The sequence below is a fragment of the Alteribacillus persepolensis genome (genome assembly GCF_900099605.1).
Lineage (GTDB): Bacteria > Bacillota > Bacilli > Bacillales > Marinococcaceae > Alteribacillus > Alteribacillus persepolensis.
In genome coordinates this window covers 147,210-163,901 of sequence record NZ_FNDK01000001.1, presented here as the reverse complement: position 1 = coordinate 163,901, position 16,692 = coordinate 147,210, and the positions used below count along the sequence as shown (strand labels likewise).

Annotated in this window: 15 protein-coding genes; 1 reads left to right on the top strand and 14 read right to left on the bottom strand. The window is 43.1% G+C overall.

The window, feature by feature from the left end; genetic code table 11:
* Positions 1–16: 16 nt before the first annotated feature.
* From rsmB to BLT18_RS00745, 9 genes are all read right to left on the bottom strand, one after another.
* Complete coding sequence (rsmB, locus tag BLT18_RS00785) at positions 17–1,360, bottom strand: 16S rRNA (cytosine(967)-C(5))-methyltransferase RsmB (protein WP_091270287.1); 1,344 nt, start codon at positions 1,358–1,360, stop codon at positions 17–19.
* Positions 1,350–2,297, bottom strand: a complete 948-nt coding sequence (fmt, locus tag BLT18_RS00780) for a methionyl-tRNA formyltransferase (protein WP_245705140.1) — start codon at positions 2,295–2,297, stop codon at positions 1,350–1,352. Before fmt ends, rsmB begins: the two co-directional genes overlap by 11 nt.
* Before the next feature lie 66 nt (positions 2,298–2,363).
* A complete protein-coding gene (priA, locus tag BLT18_RS00775; protein WP_091270285.1) occupies positions 2,364–4,775 on the bottom strand; it encodes a primosomal protein N' in 2,412 nt (803 codons plus the stop codon).
* 3 nt (positions 4,776–4,778) lie between these two features.
* Entirely contained in the window at positions 4,779–5,981 is a 1,203-nt protein-coding gene (gene coaBC / locus BLT18_RS00770; protein ID WP_091270283.1) for a bifunctional phosphopantothenoylcysteine decarboxylase/phosphopantothenate--cysteine ligase CoaBC, read from the bottom strand.
* A gap of 164 nt (positions 5,982–6,145) precedes the next feature.
* A complete protein-coding gene (rpoZ, locus tag BLT18_RS00765) occupies positions 6,146–6,349 on the bottom strand; it encodes a DNA-directed RNA polymerase subunit omega (RefSeq protein ID WP_091270281.1) in 204 nt (67 codons plus the stop codon).
* Between the two features lie 3 nt (positions 6,350–6,352).
* On the bottom strand, positions 6,353–6,967 hold the full coding sequence (gmk, locus tag BLT18_RS00760; protein WP_091270279.1) for a guanylate kinase: 615 nt from the start codon (positions 6,965–6,967) through the stop codon (positions 6,353–6,355).
* Between the two features lie 42 nt (positions 6,968–7,009).
* On the bottom strand, positions 7,010–7,270 hold the full coding sequence (remA, locus tag BLT18_RS00755) for an extracellular matrix/biofilm regulator RemA (RefSeq protein ID WP_091270278.1): 261 nt from the start codon (positions 7,268–7,270) through the stop codon (positions 7,010–7,012).
* Positions 7,271–7,355: 85 nt separating this feature from the next.
* Positions 7,356–8,234 (bottom strand): YicC/YloC family endoribonuclease, encoded by an 879-nt coding sequence (locus BLT18_RS00750; RefSeq protein ID WP_091270276.1) that lies wholly within the window; start codon positions 8,232–8,234, stop codon positions 7,356–7,358.
* Between the two features lie 100 nt (positions 8,235–8,334).
* On the bottom strand, positions 8,335–10,995 hold the full coding sequence (locus BLT18_RS00745; protein WP_091270275.1) for a calcium-translocating P-type ATPase, PMCA-type: 2,661 nt from the start codon (positions 10,993–10,995) through the stop codon (positions 8,335–8,337).
* A 176-nt stretch (positions 10,996–11,171) separates the two neighbouring features.
* Here BLT18_RS00745 and BLT18_RS00740 point away from each other — a divergent pair, with 176 nt between their 5' ends.
* Entirely contained in the window at positions 11,172–12,884 is a 1,713-nt protein-coding gene (locus BLT18_RS00740; protein ID WP_091270273.1) for an Rqc2 family fibronectin-binding protein, read from the top strand.
* Between the two features lie 41 nt (positions 12,885–12,925).
* Here BLT18_RS00740 and BLT18_RS00735 read toward each other — a convergent pair whose 3' ends face one another.
* From BLT18_RS00735 to BLT18_RS00715, 5 genes are all read right to left on the bottom strand, one after another.
* Positions 12,926–13,582: a class I SAM-dependent methyltransferase gene (locus tag BLT18_RS00735; protein ID WP_175487318.1), complete on the bottom strand. Its 657-nt coding sequence runs from the start codon at positions 13,580–13,582 to the stop codon at positions 12,926–12,928.
* 93 nt (positions 13,583–13,675) lie between these two features.
* A complete protein-coding gene (gene pyrE, locus BLT18_RS00730) occupies positions 13,676–14,305 on the bottom strand; it encodes an orotate phosphoribosyltransferase (protein WP_091270266.1) in 630 nt (209 codons plus the stop codon).
* The gene (pyrF, locus tag BLT18_RS00725; protein WP_091270264.1) at positions 14,302–15,012 is read right to left on the bottom strand and encodes an orotidine-5'-phosphate decarboxylase; all 711 of its coding nucleotides are present in this window, start codon (positions 15,010–15,012) and stop codon (positions 14,302–14,304) included. The genes pyrE and pyrF overlap by 4 nt, the downstream gene beginning before the upstream one ends.
* Positions 15,009–15,923: a dihydroorotate dehydrogenase gene (locus BLT18_RS00720; protein WP_139184692.1), complete on the bottom strand. Its 915-nt coding sequence runs from the start codon at positions 15,921–15,923 to the stop codon at positions 15,009–15,011. The genes pyrF and BLT18_RS00720 overlap by 4 nt, the downstream gene beginning before the upstream one ends.
* On the bottom strand, positions 15,920–16,681 hold the full coding sequence (locus BLT18_RS00715; protein WP_245705153.1) for a dihydroorotate dehydrogenase electron transfer subunit: 762 nt from the start codon (positions 16,679–16,681) through the stop codon (positions 15,920–15,922). The genes BLT18_RS00720 and BLT18_RS00715 overlap by 4 nt, the downstream gene beginning before the upstream one ends.
* Positions 16,682–16,692 lie beyond the last annotated feature (11 nt).

The window sequence follows — 16,692 nt, the reverse complement described above, 5'->3', positions numbered from 1 at the left end:
ACTTCCTTTCAAGCGATTATTCGTCTCGTTTTTTTAACAAGGCTACGAAGAAGCCATCTGTTCCATATTGGTGCGGCAAAATCGTTGCTTGTCCATTTTCTGCACCAAATTTTTCGTGCAAAAATGCATCGTACTCTCTTGTAAACGTCGGATGGTTGTTTAAAAATGTTTCGACAACTTTCTCGTTTTCTTCAGGGCGTACCGTACACGTGCTGTATACTAATTTACCGCCCGGTTTAACCATTTTAGATGCCTGTTGTAAGATTTCCGTTTGAATCACTGGAAAGCGCGTAAGATCTTGTTTTTGCTTTTGCCACTTCAGTTCTGGTTTACGGCGAACGACACCCAATCCACTGCAAGGTGCATCTACAAGGACTCTATCAAAACTTCCTGCTTCCAGCTCCGACGGCAGTTTTCTCGCATCCAGCTGATTAGCATCAATAATCGTTAAACCGAGCCGTTCTGCTTGTTGAACAATTAAATTTACTTTCTTTTTATGAAGGTCAAACGCCTTGACTTCCCCGTTATTTTTCATACGTTCCGCGATATGAGTGGTTTTACCGCCAGGCGCTGCACATGCATCTAAGACTGCCATGCCCGGACTTACATCCAGTACTCTGGCTGGAAGCATTGAACTTTCATCTTGAATCGTCACAGCTCCTTGCTTATAAACCTCTGTGTTTAACACACTGCCAGACGTGATATGGAGTGCATCAGGCGAAAGATGCCCCTCTCGAACGGTCACCCCTTCTTCTTCAAGCATCTTGGCCACGGTACTCTTTGTCGATTGTGCCACGTTTACGCGTACAGTGAAAGGCGGCGGTTCTAAATTAGCCTTGGCCATTTCTTCAGCTGGTTCTTCTCCAAAAGCGGCAATCCACTCTTCTAATAACCACACTGGATGACTTGTTTCGATAGAAAGCTTCTCTACTCCTTCCAGCATATCTGTTCGCGGTACTCCCTTGCGCTGCACCGAGCGGAGCACACCGTTTACAAACCCGCTTATCCCCTGGTGTCCCCGCTTTTTTGCAATATTAACGGCTTCATGAATAACTGCTCGATCTGGGATCCGGTCCAAATAGACAAGTTGATACAACGATAGCCGCAGCAATACAAGCACCCAGTCATTGAGTGTGTCTAATCCTTTCTTGATAAAAGGAGTTAAATAATAATCAAGGGTATTTTTACGCCTCAACGTACCGTATACAAGCTCTGTTAAAAGAGATTCATCTTTTTCATCTACTCCGCCATGTGTTAATACATGGTTTAAGAGCAAATGGCTGTAAGCCCCTTCTTTTTCGATGCGGAGCAACACATCTATTGCTTTTGCTCTTACATTTTGTTGTGATTTACTCGTCATATTCACATTGCTCTCCTGTTTCAAATGGATGATTGCCGCGTAAATAATCGGCTGCTTTCATGCGTTTTTTGCCAGAAGGCTGTAATTCTGTTAGTTCTAATGACCAGCTATCTCCCGTTTTAATCATGATGCTGTCCTCTTTCACCGCTTCTATCGTCCCCGGTGCCAATGTGTTATCACGGGCAGCTGCTAAACGTGCTTGCCAGATTTTAAACGGTTTGCCGCGGTATGTTGTAAAAGCAACCGGCCATGGATTCATGCCGCGAATGTGATTATAAATAGTCTCGCCGCTTCGGTTCCAATTAATTTGCTCTTGGCCACGTTTGATGTTGGGAGCAAATGTTGCTTCTTTCTCATTTTGCGTCACCGCCCTTATGTTGCCTTCTGCCAAATCAGGAAGCGTCTCAAGCAGCAAATCGCGTCCGGCGATACTCAGCTTATCGTGTACGTTCCCGGTCGTATCGGTTTTTGTAATCTCTACTTCTGTCTGTGTTAAAATATCTCCTGCATCCAGCTGCTTGGCCATATACATAATCGTCACACCTGTCTTTTCCTCCCCATTCATCACAGCATAGTGTATCGGTGCACCGCCTCTATATTTTGGAAGCAGAGAAGCATGTACATTAATCGCACCATAACGAGGTGCTTCTAACAATTCTTCTGGCAAAATTTGTCCGAATGCAGCGGTCACAATCATATCTGGTTCCAATTGTAAAAGGTGCTTCAGGTTTTCTCTATCTTTCAGTGTTTCCGGTTGAAACACAGGTAAACCATGTTTTTGTGCTTCTTCTTTTACTGGCGGGGGCGTTAATTTCTTTTTTCTTCCTTTTGGACGGTCCGGCTGTGTCACGACCGTTTGAATGTTATAGCCTGCTTCGACCAACCCTCGCAAAATAGGAACAGAAAAGTCGGGTGTTCCCATAAATATCATCTTCATTCTATCCGTCCTTTCTCATGTTCATAAAACAAGCCCCGCAAAGTTTTGGTACAGCGGGGCTGCTTGTCACATGAACATCTGCGGGTTCATATCAATGGAAATAAACATCTTCTCTGACGCTATTTCTTTTTGATAGTGACTCGCTACAACTTGCAGTGTCTGTGTCAGATTTGGTTCATTTCTGTATTTTATCATGCATTGGTAACGATATCTATCTTTAATCCGTGCAATAGGAGACACCGTCGGACCAAGCACCTTCGTTTCGGAAGAAAGAGACTGTCTCAAGTATGCAGCTATCTTTTCAGACGTTTGGATAACTTGAACAACATCTTCGCTAGCAATAGTAAGGAGCGCCAAATAATAGTAAGGAGGGTAGCCGCTTCGTTTTCGATGTCCCATTTCTTCTAATGTAAAAGCTTCATAGTTATGAGTTTTTGCGTGTTGAATACTATAGTGGTCCGGGGTGTAAGTTTGAATGACTACTTCCCCTGTTAATTTATCTCTTCCTGCTCTTCCGCTTACTTGCGTTAACAATTGAAACGTCCGTTCTGACGCCCTGAAATCTGGAAGGTGCAGCAGCGTATCAGCAGCCAATACACCAGCTAACGTAATCTTTGGAAAATCCAATCCCTTTGCAATCATTTGCGTTCCTAGTAAAATGTCTGCTTCTCCTCGTCCAAATGACTGCAGCAACTTTTCATGCGATCCTTTTCGCTTTGTGGTGTCTACGTCCATGCGGATAACTCTGGCTTCAGGGAGAAGCTTTGTGAGCTCCTCTTCTACTTTTTGTGTCCCGGTTCCAAAAAAACGAATATGTTCACTGTCACAATCTGGGCACCGCTGAAGCATCGGTTCTTCAAATCCACAATAATGGCATTTGAGCTGACGCTTCGTATGATGATACGTTAACGTAATTTCGCAGTGCGGACAATCTGCTGTATACCCGCAATTTCGGCACATAACAAATGTCGAATAACCACGCCGGTTTAAAAACAGTACTGCCTGTTCGTTTCTTTCGATACGCGTGCGCAGTTTTTCTAACAGCAGCTCGGAAAATACCGAGCGGTTGCCTTTTTTCAACTCTTCCCGCATATCAATAATGTTCACTACCGGCATAGCAATGTTGTTCACACGTTCCTTTAACTCCAACAGCTTATAGACGCCCTTCCTTGCTCTTGCATAAGATTCTAATGACGGCGTCGCACTCCCTAGCATTACCGGACAATTGTGATGCTTTCCTCTCCAAATCGCTACTTGCCTGGCATGGTATTTTGGATGATCTTCTTGCTTGTAGCTTCCTTCATGTTCCTCATCAATAATAATGAGACCTAAATGTTCAAATGGCGCAAATACTGCCGACCGTGCTCCTACAGCCACTTGGACTTCTTTGCGGTGGATTTTTCTCCACTCATCATACTTTTCACCAGCGGCCAGCGCACTGTGCAGCACAGCTACTTTGGAGCCAAACCTGGCTTTAAACCGTTCCACCATTTGAGGTGTGAGCGATATTTCTGGAACAAGCACTATCGCTTCTTCTCCTTTAGCCAGTACTTTTTCAATCGCTTGTAAATAAACTTCCGTTTTGCCGCTTCCTGTTACACCGCGTAAAAGAAATGTCATATGTTCTTTGTCATGAACCGCTTGTTGAACAGGCTGCAACACATGCTGCTGCTGTGTTGTCAAAGCAGGACGCTCTTGTTCCTGAAACACACGCGATTGGTAAGGATCACGATATTCTTCTCGTTCTTCTAACACTAATAGATTTTTGCGAACAAGTTCTAAAACTGTCTGCCGTGTCGTATGTAATTCTTTAGTCAGTTGTTTCACCGCTATTGCAGCACTTCCAGCATTCTCTTGCAGCCACTGAAGTACAGCCGCCTGCTTTTTTGCCTTATTTCCAACAATATTCTGCACGTCTTCGCCTCTATAATCTGGATGAATGGAAACAGTTTGGACTATCTTTTTGTTTGTTTTATCGCTTACAACATAATCAATGTCGATATCACCATTTTCAGATGCTTGTTTCACCAGCTGTAAGACGCCTTTTTCATGAGGAAGGTCCTTCCATTCCAATGTATGCTGCTTTCCAAAAACAGCCTGTAATACAGGCGGCAATTCCGCTTTATTTGCTGTTAATGTCAGCATTTTTTTTGGTTTGGCACGTATCGCTGCTGGGATCATTGATTGCAGTGCAGTAATAAGAAAACAAACCGTCTCGTTAGCCAAATACTCTGCAAGCTTCATCATTTCGGGTGTTAATACAGGAAATGGGTCCAAAAGCTCCGTAATCGGTTTTACTTTTTGTAAGGATGTAAAAGTTGTAATCTCCCATACAAATCCCTGTATCTTTCTTGAACCAAATGGCACTACGACGCGCATGCCAGGTGAAATGAAGCGTTCCAGCTCTTCTGGAACAAGATAATCAAACAATTTATCGGTTTGATTGGCCGGTACGTCAACAATTACTTTTGCATACATAAACTATGCTTCCTTCTTTTCGTAAGTTAAAACACGCGCAAATACTTCTTCAGCCGTCTCTCGTTTCGTCATAAGCGGCAAATACTCAGGATCTTTTCCTTTCTCTACAATCACTACTTCATTCGTCTCCGAACGAAAACCAGCATTTTCTGCTGTAATATTGTTGCCAATGACGATATCAAGATTTTTACGTTTCAATTTATCTTGGGCATATTCTGCTACATCATTGGATTCGGCAGCAAACCCTATTAGTATTTGGTGCGTTTTGTTCTTGCCAAGCTCCATTAAAATATCTTTTGTACGCTCCATCTCTATCACTACATCACCGGGCTGTTTTTTAGCTTTCTTTGTATCTACCGTTTTTGGTTTAAAGTCCGCTACCGCCGCTGCTTTTGCGACAATGTCGCAATCTGGATACCGTTTTGTCACCTCTTCATACATCTCTTCTGCGGTAGTGACATCTATCCGGTTCACCCCTGTTGGCGTTTCAAGTTGAACAGGACCAGCTACAAGCGTGACGTCAGCTCCTAATTTAGCTGCTTGCTCTGCAATCGCAAATCCCATCTTCCCCGTCGATGGATTCGTGAAAACACGGACAGGGTCAGCATATTCATATGTCGGTCCTGCTGTCACAAGTACACGTTTTTTGAAAAGCAGCTGTTTGGGATATGTTTCTTGCTGAAGAAAAGCAACAATATCTTCTGGTTCAGCCAGGCGGCCTTTACCAACCCAACCGCAGGCAAGATACCCTTCTCCAGGCTCGATAAAGCGGACATTTCTTTTTTTCAACGTTCGCATGTTCTCCTGCACAGCAGGGTGCTCATACATATTCACATTCATAGCCGGAGCTATATATACCGGACAAGTTGCTGCAAGCATAGTCGTTGACAGCATATTATCAGCTAGTCCATGAGCCAGTTTAGCAATGATATTGGCGCTGCCAGGAGCTACCACAATAAAATCAGCCCAGTCGGCAATATCAATGTGAGCAACTTTATCCGGTTCTTTTTCAGCAAATGTATCATCATAGACTCTTTCTCTCGTTAACGCTTGAAACGTCAAAGGGCTAACAAACTGCTTTGCATTCTCTGTCATCACTACTTTTACGGCCGCACCAGCTTGTGTTAATTTGCTTGCAAGCGCACACGCCTTATATGCTGCAATACCTCCGCTAACACCTAACAAGATACGTTTGTTATCAAGCATGTCTATTCCTCTCCACCTTCATTTTATAAACAGTAACGCTTTATAAAAACAAAAAACACGCGCCTGTTCGTTTCTGTTTCGATGAACTTTCAGCACATATAAGCATTTCGAAAGTCTGAAGTAAAACAACAACCTATATCATATAGGTTGTTGTTTAGTACATGTTACTCTGTATGTTTGTAGCCAAGTTTGCCATTCTCAATTTCCTCTAGTGCCACACCAACCAATTTGGATGATTCATGGTTATCTACCAGCGGCTTTGCCTCTTCCATTTCTTTCAAATCACGAGCACGCCGTGCAGAAATGGTAACTAACGTATACTTCGAGTTAATATGTTTCATTAGTTCATCAATAGAAGGATGTAACATATTTTATTCTACCTCCACGAGCTGCTTATATTTTTCTATTAAACGATCCTTTTTGCAATGTTCGGCTGTAACAATCGATTTAATCCGTTCGACAGCTTTTTCAACCTCATCATTTTCCACGACATAATCGTAGCTTTCCATCATATCAATTTCTTCTCTGGCAACATTCATCCGTTTATTGATGAGATCTTCATTTTCTGTACCCCGGCCGACAATACGATTACGAAGTTCAGCAAGGCTTGGCGGCATTAAAAAGATGAATACCCCATCTGGATATCTTTCTTTTACCTTCTTTGCCCCTTGTACTTCAATTTCTAGAATAATATCTTTTCCTTTATCAATCGTTTCTTCTACATAATCGAGCGGAGTACCATAATAATTATCGACATACTTCGCCCATTCCAGCAACTTATTATTCTCAATCATTTCTTCAAATTCCTGCTTGGTTTTGAAGAAATAATTAATGCCATGTGTTTCTCCTGCTCTCGGCTGTCTTGTCGTAGCTGAAACAGAATATTCAATGTCTGTATCTTCATTACGCAAGGCATTGCAGACCGTGCCTTTTCCTACACCGGCCGGCCCGGACAAAACAATCAATAATCCTTTATCATCTTTCATAGTTTCCAACGCCTTTCCTGCAAAAAATCCAAGTGAAACGATTTAATCATCGGATAAATCGTCTTTTGTGCTTAAACGTTGTGCAACAGTTTCTGGCTGTACAGCAGAAAGAATGACGTGATCGCTGTCAGCAATAATGACGGCTCTCGTTCTTCTGCCGTACGTAGCATCAACGAGCATGTTTCTGTCTCTTGCTTCCTGAATAATGCGTTTAATCGGTGCTGACTCAGGACTAACAATGGAAATGATACGGTTAGCTGATACAATATTGCCAAAACCTATGTTTATCAGTTTAATATTCACTAGTATCCCTCACTTCTTCAAAAGCGACAGCTACGCTCTATTTTTACCACATATTTATAAATATATACGAAAATGCGTTCGCTGGCTACTCTATATTCTGTACTTGTTCTTTTATTTTTTCTAGTTCACTTTTCAGTTCCACAACCAGGTGGCTAAGTGATGCATTGTTTGCTTTAGAACCAATTGTGTTCGCTTCCCTATTCATTTCCTGCACTAGAAAATCTAATTTTCTGCCCTTTGTTCCGCCTGCATCGAGAGAAACAAGAAATTGATCACAGTGAGAGTAAAGCCTCGTTAGCTCCTCTTCTACATTCGACTTTTCTGCAAAAAATGCAGTTTCTTGTATAAGGCGTTCTTCATCCGGTTCATAATCTCCCATAAATGCTTTTATTCTATCATACATCCGCTCACGGTAATGCTGGGCCACAGAAGGAGCTTCTTTTTGAAGCATACCGGTTAACTGCTGCACGTGCTCGATTCGTGCTTCGATATCTTCTTTTAACTTCATGCCTTCCCGCACTCTCATATCATACAATTCAGCTGCTGCGCTTGCCACAGCGTCTTCTACTGCCTGCTCAAGCGTTTCGTCCATTTTTTCGGCATCCTCAATAACAACGATATCTGGATGCAGAAGAAAGTCTTGCAGTCTTAACTTCGATTCAAAGACATTCAGCCGGTCAAGCTCTTCTGCTTGATCCAGATATTGCTGCACGAGCGGCCAATCCACACGCAGCGTCCGCTCAAGCGGCGTCAGCCCCTCCATCGAAATAAACACATCGATTTTGCCGCGCTCCACTTTATCCAAAATAATGGTACGGAACCGATCTTCTAACGATAACAGCTGCCTTGGCATTCGAAATTGAATATCACAAAAACGGTGGTTTACTGATTTCATTTCAACAAGAATTCGGCCGCCGTCTTGTTCGACAACCGCGCGGCCAAATCCAGTCATACTCACTGCCATGGTTATCACATCCGCTTCTTACATTCTAACTAATTTTACCACCTCTCACAAGCAATTGAAAAGGAAAATAGCTTTTTTGCTTCGCTTTTTTTCTATTTCCTTAGGCTTTCGCTGGTTTACGCGAAGCAGGACGGAATAATGTTCTGCCTGCCAGTGCAAATGTTGGAATGGAAGCAAGCGCCAATACGAGCATCCATTCAACAACTGTTAAAGCAGTGGTGTGGAAGATCGGCTGCAGCATCGGTGTATAAATAACGAGTACCAGTAAAACTACAGAAGACAATACTGCTAACGTTAAATATTTATTCTCCAACGGATTTCGGTCAAATATTGTTCCATTGGTGCGGCAGTCAAACACATGGATAAGCTGTGCCATAACAAGTGTTGCAAATGCAATGGTCTGTGCTCTTACTAAATGATCGGGCTGTTCATAAAGTGCTGTCATAAAGCCGATTAGCGTAACAACACCAATTAAGAAGCCGCGCGAAATAATTTTCCATCCCATTCCACGGGCAAAGATGCTTTCTGTTGAAGAGCGGGGCGGCCGTTTCATTACATTACGTTCGGGCTGATCGAGGCCAAGCGCCATCGCCGGCAGGCCATCGGTGATTAAATTAATCCATAAAATTTGTATAGCCACAAGCGGAAGCGGCATGCCAAGCATCACCGCAAAGAGCATAACTAAAATTTCGCCGACATTAGAAGCAAGCATATAACGAATAAACTTTCGAATGTTTTCATAAATGTTGCGGCCTTCTTTGATAGCAGAACGAATGGTTGAAAAATTATCGTCCCTTAAAATTAATGCGGAGGCTTCTTTGGCAACGTCTGTGCCTGTTTTCCCCATTGCTATGCCTATATCAGAAGCTTTAAGAGCCGGCGCGTCGTTCACACCGTCGCCAGTCATAGCAACGACATGCCCCTGGCTTTTTAATACTTTGACAATATTTAACTTATCTTCTGGACTCACTCTGGCAAACACGTATGTCTTTTGGATCATACGAGCTTTTTCTCTATCAGATGCCTGATTCCATTCTTTTCCGGTAACAACAAGGCCATATTCGGGAAGCAGGCCGATTTCTTTTGCAATTGCAGCCGCTGTATCTTTGTGGTCACCAGTAATCATAATTGTTTTAATCCCTGCTTGGCGGCACTCCTTGATGGCATCTTTTGCTTCTTGGCGCGGGGGATCAATCATCCCTTCGACGCCAAGGTAAATTAAGTTTCGCTCTGCTGTTTCTGCGCTCGATATCGTTTCACCTGCTTTTAATGGACGATAAGCTACTGCAATTGTACGAAGTGCTTTATTGGCCATTAATGTAATTGTTTGTCTTACTTCCTGTTTTTTCATCGGCGTGAAACGTTCCACTCGTCCATTCGCTTCTATTTGCGTTGTTCTTTCAAGTAATAAGTCAGGAGCTCCTTTCGTGATGACAAACGACTGCCCTTTTTTGTTTGTCACAACGACCGACATTCGTTTTCGATCTGAATCAAATGGGAAATCTTTCTTAATAGTATGCGCCGCTAGAATGGATGGCAGTGAAATGTCACTAGCCTCGGCCGCTTCAAGCAGTGCATTTTCTGTTGGATCTCTGCGAAGCTCTTCTTTCATACCTGGATTTTCTTGTTTTTCAACTGCTATTTGTGTACATAACGCTCCATATGTCAATAACTTTTCATGTTTAGCACGTTCAAACGGCTTTTTGGACTTTCGAAAGGTTAACCCGTTCCCACCGGCTAATGCGGTCACTTTCATTTTATTTTGCGTTAATGTTCCAGTCTTGTCCGAACAAATCACAGACGCACAGCCTAAGGTTTCTACGGCTGGGAGCTGTCTGACAATGGCATTACGTTTAATCATACGCTGCACGCCAAGTGCCAATACGACCGTAACAATTGCTGGAAGGCCTTCTGGAATCGCCGCAACAGCCAAAGAAACACCGGAGAGGAGCATTTTGTACACAGGTTGTCCTTGCATAATTCCTAAGATTACAACAAGCGCTGTTAATATAAGGGCACCAGTGATGAGCATCTTCCCAAGGTGTGAAAGCCTTCTCTGCAATGGCGTTTCACTATTTTCTGAGTCACTTAGCATATGGGCAATCTTACCCATTTCAGTTTGCATCCCTGTTGCAACAATCACGCCAATGCCGTGCCCTTTTGTAACGAGTGTTCCTGCAAAGGCCATATTTTCTTTTTCACCAATCGAAACGTCACTGGATGTAAGAACATCCGCATGTTTTTGCACAGGAAATGATTCCCCTGTCAGTGCCGATTCTTCAGCCATTACATTGCTTGCCTCCAACAAACGAATGTCTGCGCTGATCTTATCTCCACCCGTTAATTTAACAATATCCCCTGGGACGGCTTCTGCAGACGGGATTGTCATCCACTGCCCACTGCGCCTGACTGTCATTGTAGGGGAAGCCAGCTCTTTTAAAGCATCGAGCGATTTTTCTGCTTTATTCTCTTGGATAAACCCTAAAATGCCATTCATGATGACAATAAAAACAATCGTAATGGCATCGATATATTCTCCCAATGCCGCAGAAATGACAGTTGCTGCAATCAGGATGAGTATCATGGTATCCTGGAATTGACGAAGAAAAAGCAGCCAGCCCGGTACTTTTTTCTTTTGTTCCAACGTGTTCGGCCCCACTTGTCTTAAACGTGCTTTGGCCTGTCCATTTTCTAGTCCAGCCGTGGTAGATACTTGTAATAGGTCTTCCAGTTTTTCTTTCGGTTGCTGATGCCAATTCATTCCATCCCTCACCCCTGCTTAAACGTATCAACACATCATATTCAGACAAGCAGCAAATCATGCTATACTAATGAGAAAATAGAATGTCCTTCTTTGCTCATACGCAAAGCGTTTTCATTGTATTTTCATCACGAACATGATAGGTTTTTTACTTGCGAGAAAGGATGTAGACATTTATGTCTTTTGATGGAATAATGACAAGAGCCGTTGTGCATGAATTATTCGAACACTTAGCAAACGGCAGAATCACGAAAATAAAACAACCGTATCCCACTGATTTATTAATCACTGTTCGGGCGAACCGAAAAAATCACCAGCTATTTTTATCGGCCAATCCAAGCTTTGCCAGAATGCAGCTCACAAGCGCCAGTTTTCAAAACCCAGCGGAGCCGCCAATGTTTTGTATGTTGCTTCGAAAACATATTGAAAACGGATTCATTCGAGAAATAAAACAAGATGGCATGGAGAGAGTCGTCACCTTCGTCATTGAAGGAAAAAATGAAATTGGCGATACGTCTACAAAACACTTAATCATAGAAATTATGGGGAAACATAGCAACATCATACTCGTTGACGAATCATCCAACCAAATTTTAGACAGTATGAAACACCTGCCTCCTTCCGTCAATCGCCACCGCACGGTACTGCCGGGACGTCCATATGTTGAACCGCCTAAACAAAACAAACGCAACCCGTTACCTGCTGAAAAAACTGATGTTCTAAAAGCATTAGATGCTAATCAAGGCAAAATTGACCGCCAGCTCGTTCAAGCGTTCACAGGACTTTCTCCTCAAACAGCGAAAGAAATTGTTCACCGTGCTGGGCTTGGCAGTGCCGAAAAAATCGCTGATACCTTTATTAAGATGATGCAAAACGTCAACAACCATTGTTACCGCCCAAATATCAAGCTCTCTGGCAGCAAAGAATACTACTCGGTGATGGAGCTGACCCATACAGATGGGAAAAGCCAATATTTCGATTCGGTATCTGAGATGCTCGAGCGCTTCCACACCGGAAAAGCTGAGAGAGATCGTGTCAAACAGCAAGCCCATGATTTAGAACGACTACTGCGAAATGAATGGCAAAAAAATAAGAAAAAAATTAAAAAACTTGAACAAACGATCCAACAAGCAGAAAAAGCTCTCTCGTCCCAAAAGTACGGAGAGCTGCTTACCGCCAATTTGCATCTCGTTCACGGCGGGGAAAAAGAAGTGGAAGTAATGGATTACTACGATGAAAATGGCGGTTCCTTAACGATTCCACTGGACCCAGAAAAAACACCTTCAGAAAATGCACAAAGCTATTTTCGCAAATACAACAAAGCCAAAACATCATTAGAAATGGGCCGGCAGCAGATTACAGAAGCCAAAGAAGAAATGACGTATATAGAGCAATTAATCCAGCAGGTGGAATCTGCATCTGTCGGCGACATTGCTGACATTCGTGAGGAATTATCCGAACAAGGCTACCTTAAAAAACAAGTATCCAAGCGAAATAAACGAAAAAAATCATCTCAGCCGGCACTTGAAAAATATACGTCTACCGATGGAACGGATATTCTTGTCGGAAAAAATAATAAACAAAATGAATATTTAACCTCCAAAGTCGCAAATAAAGAAGATACATGGCTGCACACCAAAAACATCCCCGGCTCTCATGTCGTTATTCGCGGTGCATCGTTTAGTGAACAAACATTGGCAGAAGCGGCTAATATCGCTGCTTATTATTCCAAAGCCAAAGATTCAGCATCGGTTCCCGTCGATTATACAAAGGTTAGGCATGTGCGCAAACCAAACGGGGCAAAGCCTGGTTTTGTTACGTATGAGCAGCAATCTACCATTTTTGTAACACCAGATGAAGAGCTGCTGTATCAATTGCGCGATAAATAAATACAAGAAGCTTGCCAAACAAACAGGCAAGCTTCTTCTCTTTACCATTCTGCTTTTGTCAGCAATGCCAGCCCCCCAAGCGAAACACTATGTTCGACATGTTCAGCACCATGCTGATACAGCAAATCTCCTAATTCCTCTGGCTGAAAGCGGTGTCTTTGCGTTGCTACTCCGGACCACTTTATTAATGCTTCGCGTTCAAAGCCGCTGATAGACATTTTGTCTGCATAGTGTTCAGCTGCCTTCGGGTTCATCGATGGACTAGGATTCAAAAGCACACTGATTCCATTTGGTTTCATCACCCGCCCCATTTCCTGCAAACCTTTTTTCGGCTCTGGAAGCAAAAACATTACTAATGTCGACAAACTGATATCAAACGTTTGATTTGAAAATGGCAGCGAATAGGCGTCTGCGACCAAAAAGGAGCAGTCTGTTGTTTCTTCCCATGGAGCAGTTTCCACTCTTGCCTTTTTTACCATGTCTTCTGATAAATCAACACCTGTAATAGATGCTGCTTCTTCCACCCCTTTTCGGAGCAATTCTCCAGTTGCACAGCCGATGTCAAGAACGTGCTGGTTTTTCCATGAGCGAGTTTGTTCCTGAATTTGTTCGTGTAAATGAATCATCCAAGACGTTTTTGCCATTTGATGAAAAAACGTTACTTGTCTGCTAAAATCATCTCCTGTCATTTTCCGCATCATATATCTCCTTTCTTTCCCTTTTTAAGCGTAGAACACCGCGCACTTTTCTTCAACAAAAAAAGTGTGAGCAAATGAACTCACACTTTCTTTCTATAATGCTTGCAGCCAGTTTTCAGGATCTTTTTTCCACATTTCCAGCCGTTCATATTGTTCTGTTGTTACAAAGTTTTTTGAAAGAGCTGCCTGAATTAATGCCTCGTAATCCGTTAAAGTCTCTGTTTTCAGATTAGCTGCTTGTAAATTCTCTTTTCCACGCTCTAATCCATATGTGAAGATAGCGGCTGTGCCTAACACGTCTGCTCCTGCTTGCTGCAGTGCTTTTTGTACCCCAATGACACTGCCTCCAGTCGAAATCAGATCTTCTACAATAACAACTTTTTGGTTTTCTTTTACAACACCTTCAATTTGATTGCCTTTTCCATGTGATTTGGAGGAACCTCTTACATAAATCATTGGTACATTCATTTTGTCGGCAACCAATGCAGCGTGAGGAATACCGGCTGTAGCTGTCCCTGCTACCACTTCCACATCCGGATACTGCTTTTCAATCAGTGTTTGTAATTCGTTTGCAATGCTTTGCCGCAATGACGGGTAGGACAGTGTTAAACGATTGTCGCAATAAATAGGAGATAATATCCCCGATGACCATGTGAACGGATCATCTGGCTGCAAACTGACTGCTTTTATTTTTAATAATTCTTCTGCTATCGCTTGTTTCATGTTTCATTCCTCCACGCCTTATTGATTTGCTGATACGCTGAAACAGCATCATCAGCACGAGTAATGCTTCGGCCTACAACGATTGCATCACTGCCAAGTTCCTTTGCTTTTTCTGGTGTTACAATACGCTCTTGATCATCTGCTGCATGTTCAGGCTGTCGAATACCTGGAGTAACAGTTTGAAAACCTGTGCGAACATGTTCTTTTATCAAAGGTACTTCTAACGCAGAACACACAACACCGTCAAGACCTGCTTTGTCTGTGTTTCCTGCGTACTCTGCCACAGTGTCTTCGAGTGGCTTTTCAATCAGCAGTTCCTCTTTTAACATACGTTTTGATGTACTTGTCAGCTGTGTAACAGCTATACATTTTGTAGACGAACCAACAGGCTGTCCCGCTTCCAACCCTTCTTTCGCCGCTTCCATCATGTTAATGCCTCCGCCAGCGTGTACGGTAATTAAATCTGCCTCAAGCGAAGCAAGCTGTTTGGCTGCTTGTTTAACGGTATTGGGAATATCATGCAGTTTCAAATCTAAAAAAATATCATGGCCTTCGCTTTTCCACTGATTTACTAATGCCGGCCCTTCTCGGTAAAACAATTCCATTCCTATTTTCAAAAATAGTTTCTCGTTTTCAAAACGTCCTAGAAATGCATCTGCTGTTTGCTTATCGGCAAAATCCATTGCAATGATGAGCGGTTTGTTCATGATATCACCCCTTGACGGCGAATATCTTGAATGGATGTCATCCCTTGTTCTAACGTCCATTTTTCTAGCTCTTCAATCAATTCCGGACAAATAAATGGATTCGTAAAATTGGCCGTTCCAACCGCTACTGCATCCGCACCAGCCATGAGGAACTCAATGATATCATCACATGTAGAAATTCCTCCCATGCCGATGATGGGAAGTTCTGTTTGCTTGCGTACTTCATAAATCATTCGAATGGCAATAGGTTTGATCGCAGGCCCCGATAAACCACCGCTTCCATTTGCAAGCAAAGGTTTTTTGGAACGAGTATCGATTTTCATGCCAGAAAGCGTGTTAATCATAGACAATCCATCTGCCCCTGCCTGCTCCACTGCTTTGGCTAATACCGTAATATCAGTAACATTTGGAGATAACTTCACATATACCGGACAGCTGGCTGCCTTTTTCACCCGCTTCGTCAGCTCAGCCGCCAGATCCGGGTCCGTCCCAAAAGCAATGCCGCCTTCTTTTACATTTGGACAGGAAATATTTAATTCAAGGGCCCCGATAAGATTTGTGGACGATAGTTCTGCTGCGACTTTTTCATAGTCTTCCATTGTCGTTCCGGCAATGTTTGCAAGAAGTGGTGTCTCAAGCGCCTTTAACCAAGCAAGCTTCTCGGAAACCACTTTTTCCAACCCCGGATTTTGCAGCCCAATGGCATTTAACATGCCAGCAGGTGTTTCTGCCACACGCGGCGTTTCATTTCCAAACCTTGGCTCTGCTGTCGTTGCTTTTAAAGCAATAGCACCAAGTGTATTCAAGTCATACCACTTGGCAAACTCTTCTCCGAAGCCAAAACAGCCAGATGCCGGCATCACCGGATTTTTCATTGGCAATCCCGGCAGATTCGTTTGCAAACTCATCACAGCACCACCTCTCTTAGCGGAAAAACAGGTCCATCGCTGCATACTTTCCGATATTCGCTGCCCTCTGGATCAGTTTGCGTATGACATACACACGCAAAACATGCTCCAATGCCACAGCCCATTCTTTCTTCTAATGAAATGAAACCTTCTGCTTTTGGAAATTTGTTTTCCAATGCTTTTAACATTGGTGTCGGGCCACAAGCATACAACCGGTCAAAAGCCAGATCTTCCTGGTCAATCACATCGGTTACAAAACCTTTTTGGCCGGCACTTCCATCTACTGTGCTGACATACACATTACCTGTTTCTTTAAATGCATCTTCATAGAAGAGTGCTTCGGCATCCGAAAACCCAAGAACGGTTTCGACATGAACCCCTTTTCGCGCTAGTTCACGCGCCAATCCGTATAACGGAGGCACCCCTACTCCTCCGCCAACGATTAATGCCGTCTGTTCTTGATTGATATCACTAAGAGAAAATCCATTACCTAATGGGCCAAGCACATCAACGGTCTCACCATTTGTTTTTTTTGATAACAGATTGGTTCCAATCCCTTCTGTCCGGTAAATAATAGACAGTGTTCCTCCCCTTTGATCAGCGTCGCAAATACTGAGAGGCCGGCGCAGTAATGGCACGTTTTCATGGGATGGCTTTATATGCAGAAACTGTCCAGGTGCCTGAATGTCTTGGACAAGGGCACCTGTCAGCTCCATTTCAAAAGTATTTTCGGCAATTTCCTGATTGGAACAGATTGTCATGTTCTCTTTTT